General features: G+C 33.4%; 23 protein-coding genes. 22 read left to right on the forward strand and 1 reads right to left on the reverse strand.

Annotation, left to right across the window (positions count from 1 at the left end; genetic code table 11):
- Positions 1–13: 13 nt before the first annotated feature.
- From LJ207_RS12445 to LJ207_RS03350, 19 genes are all read left to right on the forward strand, one after another.
- Positions 14–547, forward strand: a complete 534-nt coding sequence (locus tag LJ207_RS12445; RefSeq protein WP_305038481.1) for a BMC domain-containing protein — start codon at positions 14–16, stop codon at positions 545–547.
- 23 nt (positions 548–570) lie between these two features.
- Complete coding sequence (locus tag LJ207_RS03265) at positions 571–828, forward strand: hypothetical protein (RefSeq protein WP_229344050.1); 258 nt, start codon at positions 571–573, stop codon at positions 826–828.
- Between the two features lie 136 nt (positions 829–964).
- Positions 965–2,143, forward strand: coding sequence for a coenzyme F420-0:L-glutamate ligase (locus LJ207_RS03270; RefSeq protein WP_229344052.1), 1,179 nt, complete (start codon positions 965–967; stop codon positions 2,141–2,143).
- A 30-nt stretch (positions 2,144–2,173) separates the two neighbouring features.
- A complete protein-coding gene (locus tag LJ207_RS03275; RefSeq protein ID WP_229344054.1) occupies positions 2,174–3,031 on the forward strand; it encodes a DegV family protein in 858 nt (285 codons plus the stop codon).
- Positions 3,032–3,249: 218 nt separating this feature from the next.
- Entirely contained in the window at positions 3,250–4,065 is an 816-nt protein-coding gene (gene fdhD, locus LJ207_RS03280) for a formate dehydrogenase accessory sulfurtransferase FdhD (protein WP_229344056.1), read from the forward strand.
- A gap of 209 nt (positions 4,066–4,274) precedes the next feature.
- On the forward strand, positions 4,275–5,825 hold the full coding sequence (locus tag LJ207_RS03285; protein ID WP_229344058.1) for an acyl-CoA carboxylase subunit beta: 1,551 nt from the start codon (positions 4,275–4,277) through the stop codon (positions 5,823–5,825).
- Between the two features lie 42 nt (positions 5,826–5,867).
- Complete coding sequence (locus tag LJ207_RS03290) at positions 5,868–6,161, forward strand: OadG family protein (protein ID WP_229344060.1); 294 nt, start codon at positions 5,868–5,870, stop codon at positions 6,159–6,161.
- Positions 6,162–6,176: 15 nt separating this feature from the next.
- The gene (locus tag LJ207_RS03295; protein WP_229344062.1) at positions 6,177–6,611 is read left to right on the forward strand and encodes a biotin/lipoyl-containing protein; all 435 of its coding nucleotides are present in this window, start codon (positions 6,177–6,179) and stop codon (positions 6,609–6,611) included.
- An 11-nt stretch (positions 6,612–6,622) separates the two neighbouring features.
- Positions 6,623–7,753 carry a sodium ion-translocating decarboxylase subunit beta gene (locus LJ207_RS03300; RefSeq protein WP_229344063.1) on the forward strand — a complete coding sequence of 377 codons (1,131 nt, stop codon included), beginning with the start codon at positions 6,623–6,625 and terminating at the stop codon, positions 7,751–7,753.
- Between the two features lie 134 nt (positions 7,754–7,887).
- On the forward strand, positions 7,888–8,946 hold the full coding sequence (locus LJ207_RS03305; RefSeq protein WP_229344065.1) for an AI-2E family transporter: 1,059 nt from the start codon (positions 7,888–7,890) through the stop codon (positions 8,944–8,946).
- 162 nt (positions 8,947–9,108) lie between these two features.
- Positions 9,109–9,885: a Fe-S cluster assembly ATPase SufC gene (gene sufC / locus LJ207_RS03310; protein ID WP_229344066.1), complete on the forward strand. Its 777-nt coding sequence runs from the start codon at positions 9,109–9,111 to the stop codon at positions 9,883–9,885.
- Between the two features lie 66 nt (positions 9,886–9,951).
- The gene (gene sufB, locus LJ207_RS03315; RefSeq protein ID WP_229344067.1) at positions 9,952–11,355 is read left to right on the forward strand and encodes a Fe-S cluster assembly protein SufB; all 1,404 of its coding nucleotides are present in this window, start codon (positions 9,952–9,954) and stop codon (positions 11,353–11,355) included.
- A 10-nt stretch (positions 11,356–11,365) separates the two neighbouring features.
- Positions 11,366–12,556 carry a Fe-S cluster assembly protein SufD gene (gene sufD, locus LJ207_RS03320; RefSeq protein WP_229344068.1) on the forward strand — a complete coding sequence of 397 codons (1,191 nt, stop codon included), beginning with the start codon at positions 11,366–11,368 and terminating at the stop codon, positions 12,554–12,556.
- On the forward strand, positions 12,528–13,769 hold the full coding sequence (locus LJ207_RS03325; RefSeq protein ID WP_229344069.1) for a cysteine desulfurase: 1,242 nt from the start codon (positions 12,528–12,530) through the stop codon (positions 13,767–13,769). Before sufD ends, LJ207_RS03325 begins: the two co-directional genes overlap by 29 nt.
- Entirely contained in the window at positions 13,759–14,187 is a 429-nt protein-coding gene (gene sufU / locus LJ207_RS03330; RefSeq protein WP_229344070.1) for a Fe-S cluster assembly sulfur transfer protein SufU, read from the forward strand. Before LJ207_RS03325 ends, sufU begins: the two co-directional genes overlap by 11 nt.
- Positions 14,188–14,326: 139 nt before the next feature.
- On the forward strand, positions 14,327–15,229 hold the full coding sequence (locus tag LJ207_RS03335; RefSeq protein WP_229344071.1) for a DMT family transporter: 903 nt from the start codon (positions 14,327–14,329) through the stop codon (positions 15,227–15,229).
- A 100-nt stretch (positions 15,230–15,329) separates the two neighbouring features.
- Complete coding sequence (locus LJ207_RS03340; RefSeq protein WP_229344072.1) at positions 15,330–15,830, forward strand: KdsC family phosphatase; 501 nt, start codon at positions 15,330–15,332, stop codon at positions 15,828–15,830.
- Between the two features lie 27 nt (positions 15,831–15,857).
- Entirely contained in the window at positions 15,858–16,295 is a 438-nt protein-coding gene (locus LJ207_RS03345) for a YaiI/YqxD family protein (protein ID WP_229344073.1), read from the forward strand.
- Between the two features lie 31 nt (positions 16,296–16,326).
- Positions 16,327–17,229: a zinc dependent phospholipase C family protein gene (locus LJ207_RS03350; RefSeq protein WP_229344074.1), complete on the forward strand. Its 903-nt coding sequence runs from the start codon at positions 16,327–16,329 to the stop codon at positions 17,227–17,229.
- A 54-nt stretch (positions 17,230–17,283) separates the two neighbouring features.
- Here the strand turns inward: LJ207_RS03350 and LJ207_RS03355 are convergent, their stop codons facing one another.
- Entirely contained in the window at positions 17,284–18,195 is a 912-nt protein-coding gene (locus LJ207_RS03355; RefSeq protein ID WP_229344075.1) for a sulfurtransferase, read from the reverse strand.
- A gap of 176 nt (positions 18,196–18,371) precedes the next feature.
- Here LJ207_RS03355 and LJ207_RS03360 point away from each other — a divergent pair, with 176 nt between their 5' ends.
- From LJ207_RS03360 to LJ207_RS03370, 3 genes are all read left to right on the forward strand, one after another.
- A complete protein-coding gene (locus LJ207_RS03360; RefSeq protein WP_229344076.1) occupies positions 18,372–19,286 on the forward strand; it encodes a nucleoside hydrolase in 915 nt (304 codons plus the stop codon).
- A gap of 288 nt (positions 19,287–19,574) precedes the next feature.
- Entirely contained in the window at positions 19,575–20,519 is a 945-nt protein-coding gene (locus tag LJ207_RS03365) for an ABC transporter permease (protein ID WP_229344077.1), read from the forward strand.
- A 6-nt stretch (positions 20,520–20,525) separates the two neighbouring features.
- Complete coding sequence (locus LJ207_RS03370) at positions 20,526–21,416, forward strand: ABC transporter permease (RefSeq protein ID WP_229344078.1); 891 nt, start codon at positions 20,526–20,528, stop codon at positions 21,414–21,416.
- Positions 21,417–21,418 lie beyond the last annotated feature (2 nt).

The following is a 21,418-nucleotide window of genomic DNA, read 5'->3' on the forward strand; positions in this document are numbered from 1 at the left end:
GGAGAGATAAAACATGAAAAAAGATGCACTCGGAATCATAGATACAAAAGGATATGTAGGTGCAGTTGTTGGAGCAGATGTTTGTACCAAAGCTGCTAATGTTAAGCTGACCTCATGTGAAAAAACTACTGGTGGTTTAGTTACAGTTGAAATCAGAGGAGATGTTGGTGCAGTAACTGCTTCCATCAATGCAGCCAGCTCTGCTATTCCAAAAGTTGGCAACTTAGTGGCTACCCATGTAATACCCAGACCCTCAGATGAATTAGAAAGAATTTTGGGTGGTTTAAAAGCAGACTTAAAAAAACACAAAGAAACAGGCCAAACAATTCAAAGAGATTTAAAAGAAGTAGAAGCAGAAAGTAGTGAGCCTGATCAAGCTGAACAGGAATTAAGAGAAAAACTATGGGATATGAAAGTTGTAGAACTGCGCTCTCTTGCCAGAGATACAGAAAATATTGCCATGACAAATAATGAGATTAAGTTTGCTAGAAAAGCAGAACTTGTTGATGCTCTTGCAGAAGCCAATCCAGATTTAAGTGATGAGTAATAGCTCTTGGAGGTGGTTTCGCTTTGCAAAAAAAAGAATTACTAAGCTTGATAACAGAGAAGGTTTATAAAAAAATATCCAGTTTAGAAAAAGCTGAAAATGAAAAAAAAGCAGAAAGCGAATATTTTTTATTGGAGAAAAAAGTTATTGATTCTTATATAATCAAAAAATTATATAAGCAAGGTTATAATAAAATTAAAATAAAAGCAGATAGTATCATAACTGCAGAAGCAAAAGATTTTATAGAAGCCAAAAATATTTGCCTGTCTAAAAAGAGCTGAATTTCTTTATGATCCTGTAATTTAATTGATTATAGGATCTTTTTTTGTGAATATTTGCCCTCAGGCAGTTTTTTCTGCTATAATTAATCCGTAAGGAATTTTTTTGATTAAGATATTATTCTAAGAGGTGAATTAAATGAGGACAGTTGGAACTCAGGTAAGAGGTATTAGAGCTCCTATAATCAAAGAAGGTGATGATCTCGCAGAAATAGTTGTTGATTCTCTGCAAAAATCATGGCAGCAAGAAGGCTATGAGTTAAAAGATCAAGATGTGGTAGCAATAACAGAGTCTCTTTTAGCCAGAGCACAGGGTAATTACATAGACATAGATGATATTGCTGAAGAAATAAATGAGATTTTTACAGATTCAGTTGGAATAGTATTCCCCATTTTAAGTAGAAATCGTTTTTCAATGATTCTCAAAGGGATTGCCAAAACTAAAAAGAAAATTTATCTACAGTTGAGTTATCCTAATGATGAAGTAGGAAATCCGCTTTTAGACAGTCATAAACTTGATGAGCTTGAGATAAATCCCTATACTGATGTAATAGATGAAGAACTATATTATAAGGAATTTGCTGATTTTAAACATCCCTTTACAGGTATAAATTATGTGGATTTATATAAAGAAGTTGCCCAAGAAACAGAGATAGAAATTATTGCTGCAAATCAGCCGAAAAGCATTTTAAAATATTGCAAAGATGTTATTGCAGCTGATATTCATACTAGAGAAAGAACAAAAAAGCTTTTAAAAGAAGCAGGTGCAGAAACTGTAATCAGTCTTGCTGATATTTGTAATCAAGATCGTGGTAGGGGCTATAATCCGGAATATGGACTATTGGGCTCAAATAAAGCTTCAGATACGGAGCTAAAATTATTTCCCCGTTCTGGGCAAGAATTTGTTGATCAAGTCCAGAAAAAATTAAAAGAATTGAGCAATAAGAATATAGAGGTTATGATCTATGGTGATGGAGCCTTTAAAGATCCACAAGCAAAAATATGGGAACTAGCTGATCCGGTTGTTTCACCAGCTTATACCTCAGGTCTTGAGGGCACACCAAATGAAGTAAAATTGAAATATTTAGCAGATAATGATTTCAAGAATTTAAAAGGTCAAGCTCTTCTCAATGCTGTTAAAGAAGAAATAACTGACAAAGGAGATGATTTGAGGGCTGATATTAAATCTCAGGGAACTACTCCCAGACGTTTAACAGATCTGTTAGGAAGTTTATCTGATCTTGTTAGTGGAAGTGGTGATAAAGGAACTCCTATTGTGTTGATTCAGGGCTATTTTGATAATTTAGCTGATGATTAAAAACATTAATTTAAAGTAAGGAGAAAAATAATGAAGGAAAAAATTGCAGTTGTAACAGATAGTACTTCTGATTTAAGAAAAGATGATTTATCAGAACGTGGGATTAAGTCTTTAGCTTTAAAAGTAATTTATAGTGATCGACAGTATGAGGATCGAGTAGATATCACTCCAGCAGAAGTATATAATAATATGGAAAAAGAAATTCCTACAACATCAATGCCTTCTCCTCAAGAAATTGAAGATCTTTATTCTGAATTAAGAGAAGAAGGTTATACTCATATTATTTCCATCCATATTTCAGCTGGACTTTCTGCGACTTACAGTAATTGTAAAATGGTAGCAGATCAAATTGAAGGAATTGAAGTAGAAGTTATTGATTCACAAATGCTATCGATGGCCTTAGGTAGATTAGTTTTATATGCCAAAAAAATTGTTGATAAAAATGAGTATAGCTTTGCCGAAATAGTTGAAATGGTTGAAAAAAAGAAAAAAGAAATAGAAGTGTTTTTTGTAGTTGAAACTTTAAAATATTTAAAAAAAGGTGGCAGAATCGGCAAGGTTTCAGGAACAATAGCAGAGCTTTTAAATATCAAACCGATTATTTCTATTGATGATGATGGAGAATACTTTACTTTTGATAAGATTAGAGGCCGCAGCCGTTCCCTTAAAAAAATATTTAATATTATAAAAAGCAGAACAGATAAGGATAAAAAATATGCAATTGATGTGATGCATGCTGCAGCAGAAGATGAAGGAGAAAAACTTTTAGAAAAAATTAAGGGGCTGCCGGAAATAAAAGAATGGTATTTTGGTGAGATTAGTCCTGTTATGGTAGTTCATACCGGTCCTGGCCTAATCGGTGTTGTGCTTAGTGAATTAGATGATTAAGGGCATTAAAATAAAGAAATTATCTTTGGGCAGCTAATTAAAACGGCTGCTCTTTTTGTTTTTAACTTGAATTTTATTAACAATAATTTTTGAGTGGTCGGGTTTATGAAATAAAAAAGGTTAATAATTATTGTTAGAGAATTAAATAAACATAGTCTGCTAAATATCTAAGAGCAAAAACTCTATTTAGCTTATCTTATTAAAAGGAGATAATTATTATGGATGATTTTAAAGCTAATAATCTTAACAAAAAAGAAAATAATATTTTTAAAAAGCGTAAAGTTAGGGAATATAAAAATGGTGATTTTAAAGATAAAAAAGATATTTTAATTCGCGAAAGCCCTTTAACAATATTTATTGAAGGCCATGAACTTTTAACCCTACTCTGCTTAAAAGAAAAAACTGAAGAGCTAATCACAGGCTATTTAGCTGCAGAGGGAATAATTGAAAAAGCAGCCCAAATAAAAAAAATTGAATTCAAAAAGCAAAAAGAAGAAGCCCATTTAAAACTAGCAGTTGATTTTAAGATCGAAAAATTTGAGCAGAGAAAGGTTATTTTAGGTTCAAGTTGTGGCTCAAGTTTTATCAATATTGAAGGTTATGAACTTTTACCTAAGATAATCAATTCTCAAGTTATTTCTGCTCAGAAACTGCTGAATTTAATGAAAAAATTTGAATCTGAAGCTGTATATTTTAAAAAAACAGGTGGAACTCATATCTCTGCTTTAGCTTCTTTGGATAAAATTATTTTTGCTTCGGAAGATATTGGACGTCATAATACTGTTGATAAAATCATTGGGGAAGCATTAATTAATGAAATTGAGCTAGAAGATAAGTTATTTTTCACAAGCGGCAGAATTTCTTCAGAAATGATAATAAAAATAATCAGACAAAAGATCCCCTTCTTGATTTCTCGTTCTGCCCCAACTGAGGCCGCTCTTAATTTAGCCTTAGACAGCAATTTAACTTTAATTGGTTTTTGTAGAGGCAGGCGAATGAATATCTATAGTGGCAGTAAAAGAATCAGCGATTAATTGGCTTTAGATATGATTTCAAACAAAAAATAAATTATAAGTTGACTTATAGTCAGTTTTTTGCTATCCTTAATGGTGTCTATTAATTGAAGAACTATTATCTTTGATTATGACTGATTTTTAATAATTTTGTAATTGTTTTGTTCACCCTATATTCAGTGGTGAAGTATTATTATTAGTTTCAAACCACTTGTTAAGGAGGAAAAAGAATGACAGTAGAAGACAAAGAAAATTCACTAGAAAATAAAAAAGAAAAGATAAGGCTTGGTGGAGGAAAAGAAAGAATAGAAAAACAGCATGCAAAAGGCAAAAAAACAGCTAGAGAAAGGCTGGATTATTTGCTTGATGATGGTTCTTTTAACGAATTAAATATGTTCATGGAAAATCGTAGTACCTCTTTGGGGATGGATGAAAAAGATGTTCCTGGTGAAGGGGTAGTTGTTGGCTATGGTACTATAGATAATCGACTGGTATATGTTTATGCCCAAGATTTCACAGTAATGGGTGGATCGGTGGGGGAAGCTCATTCACAAAAAATTCAGGCTGTAATGGACCTGGCAATCAAAAATGGAGCTCCTATTATTGGCCTCAATGATTCAGGTGGAGCTAGAATTAATGAGGGGATAGATGCTTTAAATGGCTATGGAGAGATTTTTTATCGTAATACAAAGGCTTCTGGAGTTGTTCCCCAGATTTCTGCTATTTTAGGTCCCTGTGCAGGTGGAGCTGTTTATTCACCAGCAATTACCGATTTTATTTTTATGGTTGATAAAACTAGTAAAATGTTTATAACCGGTCCGGGAGTAATTAAATCTGTAACCGGAGAAGAAGTTTCGGCAGAAGATCTTGGTGGTGCTGAAACTCATAATAAACTAAGTGGTGTAGCTCATTTTATGGAAGATAATGAAGAAGCAGCTTTAGATAAGATTAGATTATTATTATCTTACATACCAGATAATTATAAAGAAGAAGCAGAAATATTTGCTGTAGATGATGATCCAGCTCGCAGCACTGAAGAGTTAAAAAAGATAGTTAAAGAAGATGCCAAAAAATCATATGATGTTAGAGATGTAATTGATATCTTAGTAGATAAAGGTAGTTTTTTAGAAGTACAGCCCTATTTTGCTGAAAATGCAGTTATTGGTTTTGCTAGATTAAATGGACGCAGTGTAGGTATTGTTGCTAATCAACCAAAACATCTAGCTGGCTGTCTTGATATTGATGCTTCCACTAAAATAGCAAGATTTATTCGCTTTTTAGATAGTTTCAATATACCGATAGTTTCTTTGGTTGATGTTCCCGGATATATGCCTGGTACTGAACAGGAATATGGAGGGGTTATTAGACATGGAGCCAAAGTACTTTATGCCTATTCTGAGGCAACAGTTCCCAAAATAACCTTAATTATGAGAAAGGCTTATGGAGGAGCATATATTGCTATGGGTAGTCGTTCTGTAAGGGCAGATCTTGTTTATGCCTGGCCAATTGCAGAAATTGCTGTAATGGGTCCCGGTGGGGCAGCTAATGTAATTTATCGGCGTGAAATAGCTGCTGCAGATGATCCTGAAGAATTAAGACAGCAAAAAATCGATGAGTATCGTAATAATTTTGCTAATCCATATATTTCTGCAAAAAGAGGTATGATCAATGATGTTATAGAAATGGAAGAAAGCAGAGCTAAGCTAATTAATGGATTAGAAATGATGATTAATAAACATGAAGATAGTACTGATAAAAAACACGGGAATATTCCTCTCTAAAATATAATTGAGGTCAGAAAAGCTAAAAAAGTGGGTGAAAGTGTGGAAAACTTTGCGTTCGGTCTTGAACTTTTAATAATAGGTCTGGGAACGGTTTTTCTTTCCCTTTATTTGCTCTCAGTTTTTCTATATTTTAGTGGAAAAATATTAGGGCCTAAAGAAATGCGAAAAAAGGTTCCAATAGAAGAGAAGAAGGAAAGTAAAGAACCTGAATTGGATGGATTGAGCAGAAAAAAAGCAGCTGCAATTACTGCAGCAGTTTATGCAATGCTCTCAGATAAGAAAAGTTACAAGATAATATCTATTAAAAAAAGAAATCAAAACTGGAAAAGATAGGAGCTGAAATAGATAATGAAAAAATTTAGAGTTGAAGTAGATGGTGAAGAATTTATAGTCAATATTGAAGAAATTGCAGATGAAAGTGGAACTACTGTCAGTTCTGCTGCAGAAAAAAGTGGGCAGCCTGCTTCTACTAAAAGTAAAACAGTTTCAAAAAGCACAGGTTCTACTAAAAGCAAAAACAAAAAAAGAAAAGAAAGTAAAGAAGAACTTCCTTTAGATAGAATAGCTTCTAATGGTGATATTATTGCTCCTATGCCGGGCAGTATTTTGGAAGTTGATGTAACTAAAGGTGATAGTGTTGAAAAAGGTGATCTGTTAATGGTTTTAGAAGCAATGAAGATGGAAAATGAGATCACTTCACCAAAAGCCGGTACAGTAAAAGAAGTTCATGTTAGAGCTGGAGACAGTGTAGATGCAGAAGATTTACTGCTGGTACTGGAGTAGGAGGCTAAATAATGTTAGATAATATTTCACTATTTGTCCAGTCAACCGGTTATGTGAATCTTGGCTTGGGACAATTATTTATGATTTTGATATCACTTGTCTTACTTTATTTAGCGGTTGTTAAAAAATATGAGCCATTATTATTGGTACCTATAAGTTTTGGGATGCTGCTTGTAAATTTACCCCTTGGTGATTTGATGGCTGAACCACAAAATGGTCAAATCGGGGGGCTGCTTTATTATTTATATTATGGTATAAAATTGGGTATTTATCCTCCCCTTATTTTTATGGGGGTTGGAGCCTGGACAGATTTTGGTCCCATGATCGCCCAGCCTAAAACTGCTCTTTTAGGAGCTGCAGCTCAGTTTGGTATCTTTGCAACTATTTTTGGAGCGCTCGCAATTGGTTTTTCTCCTGCAGAGGCAGGAGCAGTTGGTATTATAGGTGGGGCAGATGGTCCTACTGCAATATTTGCTGCCAGCCGTTTGGCTCCCCATTTATTGGGTCCAATTGCTGTTGCTGCTTATTCTTATATGGCTTTGGTTCCGATTATTCAGCCGCCAATTATGAAACTTTTTACTACTCCTGAAGAAAGAAAGGTTAAAATGGAGCAGTTGAGACATGTTAATAAAAAGGAAAAAATAATCTTTCCAATTGCAGTAACCTTACTTGGTGGACTGCTGGTACCTACAGCCTTACCTCTGTTGGGAAGTTTAATGTTTGGAAACTTAATGAGGGAAGTAGGAGTTGTTGATCGTTTATTAAAAACAACTCAGAATGCTTTAATGAACATAGTAACCCTGTTTTTAGGTTTAACAGTTGGGGCAACTGCTAGTGCAGAAGCCTTTTTAAATGCCCAAACAATTGGGATTATAGTGCTGGGTTTGGTTGCTTTTGCTTTTGGTACAGCTACAGGGGTTATATTTGGTAAGATAATGCATAGAGCAACTGGTGGTAAGGTTAATCCTCTAATTGGGGCAGCAGGTGTATCTGCAGTGCCAATGGCTGCTAGGGTTGTGCAGAAGGTCGGCCAGGAGGAAAACCCTTCTAATCACCTTTTAATGCATGCTATGGGACCTAATTTTGCCGGAGTAATTGGCTCTGCTATTGCAGCTGGTGCTTTAATTGCAATTTTGGGTTAAATTGAAATAAAAAGAAATAAATATCTGAATAATTAAACCCTGGCTTTCTAAGCAGGGTTTTTTTAATTTCTGCAGAAATATTATAATAAAGCTATAATTAGAATTTTAGATAGCTTAACTTAGGGGGGATATTGATGTTTAAAGAGAAATGGCTAAAAATAGCTTACACGATAATTCTTGGCCTGATTATTATATTTTTAGCAGGAAGGATTCCCTATTTTATGGAACCATTAACCACAGTTTTAAGCTTTATTATGCTTCCCCTTTTATTTAGTATTTTTTTATATTATTTGTTGCGTCCCCTTGTTAATATTTTAGAAGAAAAATTAAAAATCAGGACAATAGCTGTTATAATTTCGTTTTTAGCTGCTGTTTCTATAATAACTATCATTATATATTTAGGTGGTAATATAATTTATGAACAAAGCAGAGAATTAGGAGGAAGATATGAGCTTGTTTATTCTTCTCTTGTAGAAATATTTGAAAATATAAGAGATTTTATCAATATAGAAAGAGAAATTATAGATGATTTTAATCTCAGGGAAAGACTGATTGCTTATACTGATTCTATAATAATGAGGCTTTCAACTTATAATTATATGGGTATTTTTAGTTCTTTAACAAATATAGGTTTAATAATATTATTAATTCCTTTTGTGCTTTTTTATTTACTCAAAGATGATAAAAAGATTTATCAAAAAACAATAGAGATGATTCCAGAATCTAAAAGATCACAAGTAGAAGAATTAGCTCAAGATATAGATAAATTACTTTCTGATTTTATTACCTCTCAATTATTAGTTTCTCTTTTTACCGCTTTTGTAATGTTGATAGGCTTTTTAATAATTAGATTAGCCAGTCCTTTAGTTTTAGCTTTAATTGTTTTTATAACCTCTTTAATTCCAATAATTGGACCTGCTATTGGAATTTTACCGGCTTTATTTCTAGCTCTCACTGAAAGCATTATAACAGCTTTGATTGTCATTATAATCTTTATAATTGCCCAGTATCTAGAAGGTAATTTGATCAGGCCGCTTATCCAGGGGAAATCGATGGATATCCATCCCCTTGTAGTATTGTTTGTAGTCTTAACAGGTGTATATTTATTTGGCTTAATTGGGGCTTTGATTTCTGTGCCTCTCTATGCGGTTTTGAGATTAATCTATCAAGAAAGAATATTAAAGAAAAAGTGAATATTTTCAGCAAGAGCCGGTAATTCCGGCTTTTTTTTTGTTGTCTATAATACTTTTTTCTTTTAAGACTTGACTAAAGTTGAGTAATGTTGTAGGATATAAATATGACAATGTTGATCAAATAACTTATATAAATATTTTGAAAATGAGGAGATGTCATAGATGAATAAAAAATTATTAAATGTTTGTAATTTGAAATCAAAAGTTGAAGCTGAAAAAATACTTCAGGGAATTAATCTTGAAGTTGAAACAGGAGAAATCCATGTTATTATGGGACCAAATGGTTCAGGTAAATCTACTTTAGCTAATGTTCTCATGGGACATCCAGAACATGAGATCACAGATGGCAAGGTAGAATTTGAAGGCGAAAATATTAATGACCTTGCTGTTGACAAAAGAGCAAAAAAAGGTATCTTTTTATCTTTCCAATATCCTCAAGAGATTCCTGGTGTTACAGTTGAAAACTTTCTTCGTACAGCTAAAACTGCAGTTACTGGAGAGAATCAGAGTATTTTTGACTTCAAGTTTTTATTAGAAGATAAGATGAAACTATTAGATATAGACCAATCATATGCAGATAGATATTTAAACAAAGGTTTTTCTGGTGGAGAAAAAAAGAAAAACGAAATATTACAGATGGCAGTTTTAGAGCCTAAATTAGCTATTTTAGATGAAACTGATTCAGGTCTTGATGTAGATGCCACAAGAACTGTTGCTGAGGGTATCAAAAAGCTGGCCTCTGATGATAATGCAATGATTATAATTACTCACCACAATCAAATTTTAGATTATCTTCAGCCTGACTATGTACATGTACTTGTAGATGGTAAAATCGTAAAAACTGGAGATATGGATTTAGCCAGAGAGATCGAAAAAGAAGGATATGCTGCTTATAAGCCAGAAAAAGTCGAAGATTATAAGTCAGCTAAAAATTGTTAGTTTAACTTTAGCCTTTAAAAGTATTAAAAATCACAAGCAAGACTTGTTTTATAGGAGGTTTTTGAAATGAGCGAGAAAACTCAAGTAGAAGATATAGATCGCAGTCTTCATGATACTAAAAATGAAAATAAATATAGATATAAATCAGAAAAAGGATTAACTCCGGAGGTTATCAAAGATATTTCTAGAGAAAAAGATGAACCTCAGTGGATGACTGATTTTCGCCTTAAATCATTAGAAATTTATCAGCAAAAAGAAATTCCAGATTGGGGAGCAGATCTTTCAGATCTTAATTTAGATGAAATAATTGCCTATATCAGGCCTGATGCTGATCTCCAGAGTGACTGGGATGAAGTACCAGAAGAAATAAAGAACACCTTTGATTCACTGGGAATACCTGAGGCAGAAAAGAAATCTCTAGCAGGAGTAGGAGCTCAGTATGATTCCGAGGTTGTCTACCACAACTTGAAAGAAGAACTGGTAGAACAGGGTGTTATTTATATGGATATGGAGAATGCGATTAAAGAATATGAAGATGTAGTTAAAGAACATTTTATGCAGCTAATAACACCTAATGACCATAAATTTTCTGCCCTCCATGGAGCAGTTTGGTCAGGGGGATCATTTGTCTATGTTCCAGCCGGAGTAAAAGTAGATATACCATTACAATCATACTTTAGATTTAATGCTCCCGGAGCAGGTCAATTTGAGCACACCTTGATTATTTTAGAAGAAGGAGCAGAAGCTCACTTTATTGAAGGGTGTTCTGCACCACAGTATTCTATTAATAATCTTCATGCTGGTGCTGTTGAATTATTTGTTGGCGAAAATGCCAGTTTGCGCTATAGTACTATAGAAAATTGGTCTAGAAACATGTATAATTTAAATACAAAGCGGGCTTTGGTAGAAGAAGATGGAGTTATAGAATGGGTTTCTGGTTCATTTGGCTCAAAAGTTTCCATGCTTTATCCAATGAGCATCCTAAAAGGAAAAGGAGCCAGAGCAGAATTTACAGGTGTTACCTTTGCTGCTGAAGGACAGTATCTAGACACAGGTGCTCAGGTTATTCATGCAGCTCCTCATACAACTTCAACAGTTAATACCCGTTCAATTGCCAAAGGTGGAGGTAAAGCTTATTACAGAGGGCTTTTAAAAGCTACCGAAAATGCCCATCATGCCAAGGCTACAGTTTCATGTGAGTCTTTAATGCTGGACAATGACTCTGTATCTGATACACTTCCAATTATGAAATTAGAAACAGATGATATAGATATTGGACATGAAGCCAAGGTTGGTAGAATTAGTGAAGAATCAATATATTATCTAATGAGTCGGGGAATAGATGAGGAAGAGGCCAAAGCTATGATAGTGCGTGGTTTTGTTGAGCCAATTGCTAAAGAGCTTCCTCTAGAATATGCAGTAGAATTGAATAATTTAATTAGTTTAGAACTAGAAGGAACTATAGGATAGGTGATGATAGATGTATACTAAAAAGTTGGTAGATAATTTAACAACAGGACAGTCTAAATTATTGAGTCAAAAAAGAAAAAACAGCTTTAATCAATATAGTAATTTAGCTGAAAAAAATTTCAAGAGAATCGGTCTTTTTGATTATCAGACTCCAGAATATAGGGCCTATAATAAAGAATATATTAAAAATAAAAAAGGTTTAGATGAACTGATAATAACTAAGATGACAGATAACTTAAATAATGAAGCAGAAATAATGGCTTATTTAGATAAATTTACAGAACCACTTGTAGAAAAAGGTAATAAAGGTTTAGGTGCTAAATATACCTCAATGGTGGATGCTTTTTATAATACAGGTTTGTTTATTAAAGCACCAGCAGGTAAAGAGTTTAAAGTACCAGTTGAAATATTTTATTTGCTGGAAAAAGATAATCCATTTTTAATTGATAATAATTTAATAGTTGCAGAAGAGGGTTCAAAATTAACTGTTGTGATAGATTATGAAATGGAAGTAGAGGATTTTGAAGCTTTTCACAATGGTTTAACCAGGGTTATTGTTGAAGCAAATGCAGTTTTAAATATAATAAAAGTACAGAGATTTAATGATCAAAGTGTTAATTTTGATAGTAATTTTTCTATTATTTCTAATCAGGGAGAAGTAAATTGGATTCCTATAGAATTGGGAGCAAAAACTTCTATTACCAATAATGAAAATCTCCTTGCTGAAGATGGTAGTAAAGCAAATATAAGTTCAGTTTACTTTGCCGATGGTGAGAGAAAAATGGACCTTGCCTATAAAATGAATCACCAGGGAAGACATAGTTTCAGTGAAATAGAAACTAAAGGTGTTTTAAAAGATAGGGCAAAAAAAGTATTTAGAGGTGACTTATACTTCCAGAAAGGTTCCAGTCAAGCCAGTGGTGCTGAGAGTGAAGAGGTATTAATGCTTGATAAAACGGTAGTCTCAGACTCTATTCCAGCTCTTTTCAGTGAAGAAGATAATGTGGAAGGAGAACATGCCGTAAGTGCAGGTCAAATTGATCAAAATAGATTATTTTATTTGATGAGCAGAGGAATGAATGAAGCTGAAGCTAAAAGAATGATGATTGAAGCAGCATTCAACCCTATTTTTGATAAAATACCTTTAAATGAACTCAAAGGAAGTGTTATTAATGATATCAAAACTAGAATTAGAGAATAAATATAAATCAGATTTTCCAATTTTACAGCAAAAAGTAAATGGTAAAGATCTGGTCTATCTTGATAATGCTGCTACAACTCAAAAACCTCAAGCTGTTATTGATGCAGTAAATGATTATAATAAAAATATTAATGCCAATCCCCACCGGGGGGCCCATATTTTAAGTGTTAGGGCCACAGAGGCATATACCCAGGCCAGAGAAAAGGTAAAAAACTTTATCAATGCTGAATTTAGTCAAGAAATTATTTTTACCCGAAATACTACAGAATCAATAAATCTGCTTGCCTACAGCCTGGGAGAATTATTAGATGAAGGTGATGAGATTGTACTATCTATAATGGAACATCACAGTAATATTATACCGTGGCAGCAGTTGGCAAAAAGAAAAAATTTGAAGCTGAAATACCTTTATCCTGATCAAGATTACAGAATTCCCTTTGCAGAATTAAAGGAAAAAATTACTAAAAGAACTAAAATATTTAGTATTTCCCAGATGTCAAATGTTACTGGGGTAATTAATCCAGTTAAAGAAATGGCCGAATATGCCCATCAACAGGGAGCCTATGTAGTTATTGATGGTGCCCAGGGAGCTCCTCATATTAAGACTGATGTCCAGGCTATTGATGCAGACTTTTATGCTTTTTCTGCTCATAAAATGCTGGGACCTATGGGGATAGGTGTTCTTTACGGGAAAAAAGCTCTTTTAGAAAAAATACCACCTTTTTTAACAGGTGGAGGTATGATAGAATATGTGCATGAGCAGAGTTCTACTTTTGCTCCCCTGCCGGAAAAATTTGAAGCAGGAACACCAAATGCTGAGGGAGCAGTTGGCTTGGCTGCAGCGATAGACTATCTAGAAAATATCGGTTTAGCTGAAATAGAAAAACATGAAAGAGAATTAACAGAGTATGCTCTAGAGAAAATGAGAAAGTTAGATTATATAGAATTGGCTGGCCCTGATAATTTAAAAGACAGGGGAGGAATAATATCCTTTAATTTAAAAGGAATCCATTCTCATGATCTAGCTAGTATTAGTGATACTGAGGGTATAGCTCTGAGATCTGGTCATCACTGTGCTCAGCCCTTGATGAAATATCTTAATTTGAATTCTACCGGTAGAATTAGTTTCTATTTCTATAATAGTAAAGAGGAAATAGATAAATTTCTAGAATCTCTGCAAAAAGCAAGGGAGGTTTTTGGTTATGGATCTTGATTCAGTCTATACAGAATTAATTATGGAGCACAATAAAAACAGCCGCAACAAAAGGGAGTTAGATGAGCCTGATATAAGTGAACACGGCCATAATCCCAGCTGTGGAGATGATATTACCTTAGAATTAAAAATTGAGGGAGAAATAATAGAGGATGCAGCTTTTAATGGTAGTGGTTGTGCCATTTCTCAGGCTTCAACATCTATTATGATTGATCTAATAAAGGGGAAGAAAATTTCGGAGGCTTTTGATTTAGTAGATACTTTTATAGCTATGATAAAAAAAGAAATTGATGATCAACAAGAATTAAGAAAACTAAAAGAAGCAATGGCCTTAAAAAATATCTCTAATATGCCAGCAAGAGTAAAATGTGCTGTTCTATCCTGGCACACCCTGAAAGAAGCTTTAAAGAAAAATTAATTAGAGTTAAATATTTACTAAAATCTTTAACTTCACCAAATTTGGTGGAGTTTTTCCTTTACAGGAACTAAAAATAAATATATAATCATTGATAATGAATCTCAATAAACAAATAATTTTATAAGATGAGGTGTTAAAGATGGAAAATAGAAAAAAAGGAATAATATATATAATTTTATCATCATTATTTTTTGCTTTAATGGCGGCAGCAGTTAAATATTTAGCAAATATACCAACAGCAGAAAAAATATTTTTTAGAAGTTTTATTGGCGTTGTGGTAGCCTTTACTTTAGTGAAAAGAGATGGTGGGACTTTAGTTGGAAATAATAAAAAACTGATAATTTTAAGAAGTATTTTTGGTCTTTCAGGAATAGCAGCCTATTTTTATGCTTTAAGTCAGATCAATCTGGCAGATGCAGTTATTTTAAATAAAATGTCTCCTTTTTTTGTAATGATTTTTGCAGCATTGTTTTTAAAAGAAAGTATCAGCAGCAAACAAATAGTAGCTTTAATAATAGCAGTTTCAGGTGCTTTGTTAGTAATTAGACCAGGTTTTGACGCTAATCTAATTCCGGCTTTAATAGCCCTGCTGTCCAGTGTTCTAGCTGGTATGGCCTACACTGTGATCAGAGAGCTTAGAAAAACAGATTCAGCAGCAACAGTAGTTTTTTACTTTAGTCTTTTCTCTACTATAGCAATGTTTCCTTTTATGTTACAAGGAGGTTTTGTAGTTCCTCAGGGGATTGAAATCATAGTTTTGATAGCACTGGGGGTTTTTGCAGCAGCAGCCCAGCTATTTATGACAAATGCCTATCGCCATGCTGAAGCAAGCGAGCTTTCTATCTATACCTATTCAAATATTGTATTTTCTTCTATTTTTGCTCTGCTATTTTTTCAAGAATTTCCAGATCTACTTTCGATTTTAGGTGGGGTTTTAATTATTTCAGCTGCCTATTTGAATTTCAGAACTAAAGAAAAAGCACTTATGACAAAAAAGAAGCGGGCAAAGCAAAGCTTATCTGAAAATAGAGCAGCTTTATAGTTTAGTTAATCAAAGCTAATTGCATATTAATTCTTTATTGTGTTAAAATTAAAATAGCTTGATTATAGTTCTTAAATAAAGATAAATGGGGGCCAGCAAATTGGAAAATATCAATACAATTTTTTTAGATGTAGATGGAACTTTAACAAATGGCAAAGTTTATTTGGATAATGGTGAAAACGAATTTAAGGCTTTTGATGTAAAAGATGGGCTGATAATTGTTTCTGCTCTTACCTTAAACTATAATGTAATTATTATGACAGGTAGGGAATCACATGTAGTAGCAAGACGGGCTGCAGAACTTGGAATCACAGAGTTTTATCAGGGGATTAGAGATAAACAAGGCAAAATGGAGCAATTAATGCAGAAAAACAATTTTTCTTATCAGAATCTAGCCTATCTTGGTGATGACTTAAATGATCTGGCAGTTATGAAAAAAGCTGCTTTTGCTGCTTGTCCTGCTGATGCTGCTGATGACGTAAAAGAAATTGCAGATTTTGTTTCTGAATTTGCTGGTGGCAATGGAGCTGTTAGAGAAATCTTAACTCATTTACTTAAAGCAAAAAACGATTATGATAAAGTTTTAGAACTTTTTAGCTAGGCAAAAGATTTTTAAAGGAGAAAGCTTATGCGTATTTTAGTTGATGGTGATAGCTGTCCGGTATTAGATATTATTTCTCATATAGCTAAAAAAAATAATATAGAACTGCTTGTTTTTACTGATTTGAATCATCAGCATCAGCTGGAATATGCTAAAATTATTACCGTTGATCAAGGATTCCAATCAGTTGATATGAGATTATATAATCAAAGCAAAGCAGATGATATAATAATTACTTCTGATTATGGTTTGGCTGCTTTAGCATTATCTGAGCAAACAGCTGTGATAAGCTTTTCGGGTAGGGAATTTACAAATAATAATATTGAGCGTTTACTTGCCCATAGACATAGACAGTTTAAAGAACGCCGAAGAACTGCTAGACATACTTCCCATAAAAAAAGAAGTGAAAAAGATGATTTGAGATTTAAAAATAAGCTTTTGGAAATAATAAAAAGATTCAGGTGATTTTTCAGCTTGTAATCGGGAGATGATAGGGATGCCTGATTTTTGGACTCATATTTTGGCAGGAGAAAAAGTTTTAAAAAGTTGTGAAAATGAGGAGTTAAGTAATTTAATTGCAGAAAACTATCAGCTTTATAATTTTGGCTGTCAGGGAGCAGATATCTTATTTTATAAAGATTTCTGGCCCTGGAAAAGATCAAAGAATTCTTCACAGGCAGCCAGTTTTATTCACCGTATATCAGCTAAGGATATCTTTGCAATAATATTAAAAGATCTCGATCAAAGTGAGATCTATAAAGATGGGAAAATTATTGCTGGAGCAGAAAAAAGAGGATTATTAACTTATCTTCTGGCTTTTATTGTCCATTATAGTTTAGATAGTATTAGTCATCCTTTTATACTTGCTAATGGAGGAGCTGGTCAAAAGCACAAATTAATTGAAATAAAAATTGATATCTATATGATTGATAAATACTGGAATAAAGATGTTTTAGAGCTCAACCCACAAAGTTATTATCAACTTAAAGCAGAGTTTAAAGAAGAAATAGAACGATTTTATGCAAATATTTTTTCTGAATTACTACCTTATCCTTATAAGGCTGGTATGATAGAAGGAGCTTATACTGATCTTAAAAAATACCATAGTTTGTTTTGTGATAATAAGCAGTATAAATATTATTTTTTTAAATTGCTAAATTATCTTTATCCTGATGAACTTGCTTCTTACAGCTATCAACTGGCAAAAGATAAAGAAATATGGTCTGCAGAAAACTATCAGCAGTTTGAAAACTATTTTGCTCAATCTCTAAATAAAAGCAGAGAGTATTTTACTTTACTTTTTAACTATTTTAAAAAAGAAATATCTTTAAAAGAAACTCTTAGTGCTTTCAGCAGTAGAGATTTTTTAGGCCAGAACAAAGCAAAAAACTCCCTTTAAATTTAGGAGATTAGATCCTAAAGCAAAGGGAGTTTTAAAATTCAAATTTAATAATTAATTTGTTTCTAGGGGTAAATCCTCTCGATTAGCCCAACCAACCCAGGACTCATCATAGACCTTAACATTTTCGTAACCGACCATTTCTAGGGCCAGATAAGAGTGAGCTGCTCTAACTGCAGTATGACAGAGACTGGCAATAACATCTAAATCTTCAGTTATACCATGTTCTGCGTAAAGTTCTCTGATTTCAGCAGCTGTTTTAAAAGTATTATCTTCATTTAGGTGCTGAGTCCATTCTACATGAACAGAACCGGGAACCCTTCCCATTCTATCTGCACCAGGGTTTGTATCTTCACCTAAATACTCTGCTTCAGAACGGGTGTCTAAAACTACAAAATCAGGATTATCAAGATTTTCAGCAACAGTATCAGTATCAACGATCCAGTCATTTCTTACTTCACTAATAGTAAAATTACCCTGATCAACTGATCTTGGTAACCTTCTGATATCATGACCAGCATCTGTCCAGGCTCCATAACCACCTTCAAGAAGCCTTACATCATCATGACCATAATATCTGAATACGAACCAGAGTCTGGAAGCCCAGAGTCCACTTGCATCATCATAAACAACAATCTCAGAATCATTATTTACTCCTTTTGCCTGAGCAGTAGCAGTAAACTGTTCTGGTGTTGCTGCTAAACCAGGAACCCAACCATCAGGATCGGCAAAATCATCGCCCCACATTTGGACTGAGCCGGGGAGATGCCCCAATAAATATTTAGCTGTGTTTCTTACATCAATAATGACAAGATTCTCATTATCCATGTTTTCACTTAGCTCTTCAACAGATATTAAATATTCGGGATGAGTATAGCCCCTATCTGCTGCTGCTAATGAAAAAGAAGTGATTAAAAGTAAAAGGATAGAAATTGAAGTTATAACTAAACTTTTTCTTAGTTTCATTAAATACCCTCCTCATTTTTTAGTTGAACTTAAATCTATTATATATCAAAATAATATAAATTGCACTATTATTCACAAAAAATAATTAAATCAATTAAAGCAGGAATAATTCATCTTTTGTTGAAAATAACAAAAAGGACAATAATTATTTTAACTGCTAGGGGGATAAGGAAATAATGAAAAAAGTACTTTTAGATTGCGATAATACTATGGGTTTAGATGAAAAAGATGTAGACGATGGTCTTGCTTTTCTTTTTCTTCTTGGTAGAGAAGATATTAATTTGATGGGTGTAACAAGTGTTTTTGGCAACAGTAGCTTAGAAGATACTTTCTCTACTACAGAAAAACTCTTAGAAGATTTTGCTTTAAAAGATGAAATACCACATTTAAAAGGTGCAGCTGAAGCGGGAGATTATGATACAGAGGCTGCCAAATTTTTAGCAGAACAAGCAGCGGAAAATAAAAATGAAATTACTTTAATTGCAATTGGACCGGTTTCTAATCTTTATGGAGCCTGGAAAATTGATAATGATTTCTTTAAAAATTTAAAAGAAATTATAGTTATGGGGGGGATTACCTCACCACTTGAAATTGGTGATGAAACAATTGATGAACTGAATTTTTCTTGTGATCCAGAAGCCGCAGAAAAGGTGCTTAAAGCCGAAGTTCCGGTTGCTGTAATGTCAGGCAATCTCTGTCTTGCAGCAAGATTTGGCGAAAAGTCATGGCGGCGAGTAAATAGATCTAAAAATAAGCCGGTTAGAGCTTATATGAAAGATAAAATAGAAGATTGGTACGAATATTCTTCAGAGATGATAGGACTTTCAGGCTTTTATATGTGGGATGTTGTAAATGTTGTTTACATGATCTCACCGGAAATCTTCCCTTATAATAAGCGAAAAATAATTTCTACGGTAGAAGATCTGAAACATGGAATAATTAAGACTGATAATGCTGATGGTATGCTGGCAGATCCAGCAATTATCAATTTACCTACTACAATTCTAGATACCAAAAGATTTAAAGATATTGCTTTTGCTGCCTGGGATAATATAGAGATTATTCCAGAGGGCTATTCTGATGATGATTAATGATTATATATTTCTGATGTCATAATACAAAAAAAGCGGCATAAATCTGTTTTCTTTTATAAAGAAAATATTTAAAATATGTTATATAATGTAGTTAATTGCTAAATTAATCACAAAGTATATTATAGACTAGTATTTTTAAGAGAAGATCAACAAATGCAAAAAAGAACTCATAAAAATGTCCTTTTAACAGGGCATTTTTATAATTAAATTTCGGAATTAATCTTTCTCAGCTGATTTTTAAGCTAAGAAGGCTTAAAAACTGCAGCTGTTTTGAGGGGGAATGAAATGTTTTCTTTAATTATACGTAGGTTTCTATTGGGACTAATTACAGTATTAGGGGCAATGATATTATTATTTATTTTAATACAGTTAGTGCCTGGAGATCCTGCTAGTATAATGCTTGGACCAAGGGCAAGTCCTCAACTTATAGAAAATATTCGGGCTAGGATGGGTTTAGATCAACCTGTTTATGTACAGCTATTTAGATTTATATTTAATATTTTTAGAGGTGATTTAGGTACTGATGTTTTAAATCAGCGTTCTGTCAGTACTATGATCATCAATGTTTTGCCCTATACTATAGCTTTAGCTACTGCTAGTATTTTTATTGCTGTAGTTTTAGGAGTTCCTCTGGGGGTTTACAGTGCTTTTTATAGAAATACTATTTTAGATAGAATATTAACATTTGCTTCTATTTCTATTATCACAACTCCTTCTTTTTTATTTGGTCTTTTCTTTCTTTTGTTATTTTCTTTAACCCTAGGCTGGTTTCCAGTAATGGGTGGTGGAGAAAGTGGTAACCTGCTTGATCAACTTTATCATTTGGTTTTACCAGCTTTTGCCCTGGGAATACGCTGGGTAGGTTATGTAGCTAGGCTGATTAGGAGTTCTGTCTTAGAAGAAATGCATGAAGATTATATTAGAACTGCCAGAGCAAAAGGTCTCAGCGAAAAAATTGTAATTTCAAAGCATGTGCTTAGGGGAGCTATTTTACCAGTGGTAGCAATTTTAGGAGTAGGTTTTGGTAATCTGCTGGGAGGAGCCGTTCTAATTGAAGTTATATTCCACCGCCCTGGTCTCGGTTATTTAATTTATAATGCTTTTAGAACCCGCAACTATCCGGTAGTTCAGGGAGCTTTAGTAGTTGCGATATTTATGTATGCAGTTGTAAATATGTTTACTGATTTATCCTATGGTTTAATAGATCCACGGATTAGAAAGGGAGAATAGAGCTAAATGGAGTCCAAAAATACTCTGCTTAAAATAGCAAATAAAACAAAAAAAATGGGTAAATTTTTTATATCACAAAAGGTTTTTAAAGACTTTTTTGGTAAAGTTGGATTTGCTTTAATTGTGATCGTTTTTTTAATGGCTATATTTGCCCCTTTTTTAAGTCCATATGATCCAGATCAAGTAAATGTGATAAATAAATTGGCAGGCCCTTCTAGAACTCATCTGATGGGAACAGATCATCTCGGTAGAGATGTTTTTAGCAGAATACTTTATGGTAGTAGAATTTCTTTAGCAATTTCAATTGCAGCAGTAACATTTGCCTCAATTATTGGGACAGTTTTGGGGATGATCTCTGGCTATGGTTCTGAAACTCTAGATCACATACTGCGGACATTTTTTGATATAATTAGGTCTTTTCCTTCTTTGATTTTTGCAATTGCGGTAATCATAATGTTGGGAACATCAGGAATTCCAACCCTGACCATTGTGATTGGCTTTACCTATTTTCCCCGTTATGCAAGATTAATTAGGGCTCAGACCTTGAAGGTCAAAAAAAAGGAGTATTTAATTAGTGCAAAGGCTATTGGGCAGTCAGATATCAAGATAATGTTTAAACATATCTTGCCCAATATAAAAGGTCCGATGTTTATTATGGCTGCAATGGATATACCCTCAATTATTGCTTTTGAAGCAGGATTAAGCTTTTTAGGGCTTGGGGTTAACCCACCAACTCCAAGCTGGGGAACTATATTAAGAAATGGGTATTTAAATATTAGGCATTCACCCTGGATGGTTATCTTTGGAGGGGGAATGCTCATTTTTGTGACCCTGGGCTTTACTTTTTTAGGGGAAGCTTTAAGAGATGCTTATGATCCCAGGCTGAAAAATTTATAGCA

This window comes from Halanaerobium polyolivorans (assembly GCF_020711195.1).
In the GTDB taxonomy this organism is placed as follows: Bacteria; Bacillota; Halanaerobiia; order Halanaerobiales; family Halanaerobiaceae; genus Halanaerobium; species Halanaerobium polyolivorans.

Bases quoted from the DNA above. Each gene is read 5' to 3' on its own strand.
- LJ207_RS03350 (WP_229344074.1), top strand. From the start codon at position 16,327: ATGCCTGATTTTTGGACTCATATTTTGGCAGGAGAAAAAGTTTTAAAA.
- LJ207_RS03370 (WP_229344078.1), top strand. From the start codon at position 20,526: ATGGAGTCCAAAAATACTCTGCTTAAAATAGCAAATAAAACAAAAAAA.
- LJ207_RS03295 (WP_229344062.1), top strand. From the start codon at position 6,177: ATGAAAAAATTTAGAGTTGAAGTAGATGGTGAAGAATTTATAGTCAAT.
- LJ207_RS03335 (WP_229344071.1), top strand. From the start codon at position 14,327: ATGGAAAATAGAAAAAAAGGAATAATATATATAATTTTATCATCATTA.
- LJ207_RS03300 (WP_229344063.1), top strand. From the start codon at position 6,623: ATGTTAGATAATATTTCACTATTTGTCCAGTCAACCGGTTATGTGAAT.
- LJ207_RS03365 (WP_229344077.1), top strand. From the start codon at position 19,575: ATGTTTTCTTTAATTATACGTAGGTTTCTATTGGGACTAATTACAGTA.
- LJ207_RS03355 (WP_229344075.1), bottom strand. From the start codon at position 18,195: ATGAAACTAAGAAAAAGTTTAGTTATAACTTCAATTTCTATCCTTTTA.
- sufD (WP_229344068.1), top strand. From the start codon at position 11,366: ATGTATACTAAAAAGTTGGTAGATAATTTAACAACAGGACAGTCTAAA.
- LJ207_RS03345 (WP_229344073.1), top strand. From the start codon at position 15,858: ATGCGTATTTTAGTTGATGGTGATAGCTGTCCGGTATTAGATATTATT.
- LJ207_RS03270 (WP_229344052.1), top strand. From the start codon at position 965: ATGAGGACAGTTGGAACTCAGGTAAGAGGTATTAGAGCTCCTATAATC.
- LJ207_RS03360 (WP_229344076.1), top strand. From the start codon at position 18,372: ATGAAAAAAGTACTTTTAGATTGCGATAATACTATGGGTTTAGATGAA.
- LJ207_RS03325 (WP_229344069.1), top strand. From the start codon at position 12,528: ATGATATCAAAACTAGAATTAGAGAATAAATATAAATCAGATTTTCCA.
- LJ207_RS03305 (WP_229344065.1), top strand. From the start codon at position 7,888: ATGTTTAAAGAGAAATGGCTAAAAATAGCTTACACGATAATTCTTGGC.
- sufU (WP_229344070.1), top strand. From the start codon at position 13,759: ATGGATCTTGATTCAGTCTATACAGAATTAATTATGGAGCACAATAAA.
- LJ207_RS12445 (WP_305038481.1), top strand. From the start codon at position 14: ATGAAAAAAGATGCACTCGGAATCATAGATACAAAAGGATATGTAGGT.
- sufB (WP_229344067.1), top strand. From the start codon at position 9,952: ATGAGCGAGAAAACTCAAGTAGAAGATATAGATCGCAGTCTTCATGAT.
- fdhD (WP_229344056.1), top strand. From the start codon at position 3,250: ATGGATGATTTTAAAGCTAATAATCTTAACAAAAAAGAAAATAATATT.
- LJ207_RS03275 (WP_229344054.1), top strand. From the start codon at position 2,174: ATGAAGGAAAAAATTGCAGTTGTAACAGATAGTACTTCTGATTTAAGA.
- sufC (WP_229344066.1), top strand. From the start codon at position 9,109: ATGAATAAAAAATTATTAAATGTTTGTAATTTGAAATCAAAAGTTGAA.
- LJ207_RS03285 (WP_229344058.1), top strand. From the start codon at position 4,275: ATGACAGTAGAAGACAAAGAAAATTCACTAGAAAATAAAAAAGAAAAG.